The 528-nt window shown below is 58.1% G+C and carries 1 protein-coding gene; it reads left to right on the top strand.

Annotated elements, in window-relative coordinates:
* Nucleotides 1–528 (top strand): acyl carrier protein (locus I8U18_RS17640; RefSeq protein WP_198065188.1); only part of this gene is annotated, 528 nt, incomplete at both ends.

Below are 528 nucleotides of genomic sequence, written 5' to 3'. Positions count from 1 at the left end.
ATGGTGATGAAGCTGACGAACGAGTTGGAAAAAACATTTGGCCCGTTGCCCAAAACGCTGTTTTTTGAGTACAAAACGGTAGACGAACTGACAGGCTATTTCCTGGCGCATTATCGCGAACAGTTGGAGCGGACACTGGGCGCAAGTCCCGCTGTCTCCGCTGCTTTGCCGGAACCGGTGGCTCCGGTGGCGAAAGAGCGCAAAAGCGGCCGGGGGCGGAAGTGGCGTCCCGCTTTCCGCACGGTTCCTGCGGAGAAAACTCCCGAAACCGCGGACATCGCCATCATCGGCCTGGCGGGGCGCTATCCCGGAGCCCGCAATATGCGCGAGTTTTGGCGCAATTTGCAAGCAGGGAAGGACTGCATCACCGAAGTTCCCAAAGAGAGGAGGGAACTCTGGCAATACACGGAGGAACAGGCCCGTGGCATCTGGGGCGGTTTTCTGGAAGAGGTCGACCGGTTTGATCCCCTGTTCTTTCACATTTCCCCGCGGGAAGCGGAATTGATGGACCCGCAGGAACGGCTGTTT

The sequence above is a fragment of the Thermoactinomyces sp. CICC 10522 genome, from assembly GCF_016055075.1.
Lineage (GTDB): Bacteria > Bacillota > Bacilli > Thermoactinomycetales > Thermoactinomycetaceae > Thermoactinomyces_A > Thermoactinomyces_A daqus.
This window is presented reverse-complemented; position numbering and strand designations above follow the sequence as displayed.